Annotated in this window: 1 protein-coding gene; it reads right to left on the minus strand. The window is 46.3% G+C overall.

Annotated features, from left to right (window positions below; translation table 11 throughout):
• Positions 1-149: DUF2201 family putative metallopeptidase (locus tag A6R74_RS23480; RefSeq protein WP_441294762.1), on the minus strand; the 149-nt coding region annotated here is incomplete at its 3' end.
• Between the last annotated feature and the right edge of the window lie 80 nt (positions 150-229).

A 229-nucleotide genomic window follows, 5' to 3' on the forward strand; every position in this document is an offset into this window, starting at 1 on the left:
AGAGGAGCGGTTAAATGGCATGCCACACAATGCCAAATTAGGTGGGCATGCAAAAAGCGCCGAGATTCATCGGAGAGACTGGCACTATAACAGGGACAAAAATAGAGATGCAGGCCATCCGTACTCGCCGTGGCTATTTGCTCCTGCACAACAGGGGTGAAAATTAAAAATTCGTTGATCAACTCAATAACAGGGAATGTTTCTGACCAATATGCTAGATCCTACTGCC

The sequence above is a fragment of the Halomonas sp. ALS9 genome, assembly GCF_001651035.1.
Classification (GTDB): domain Bacteria; phylum Pseudomonadota; class Gammaproteobacteria; order Pseudomonadales; family Halomonadaceae; genus Vreelandella.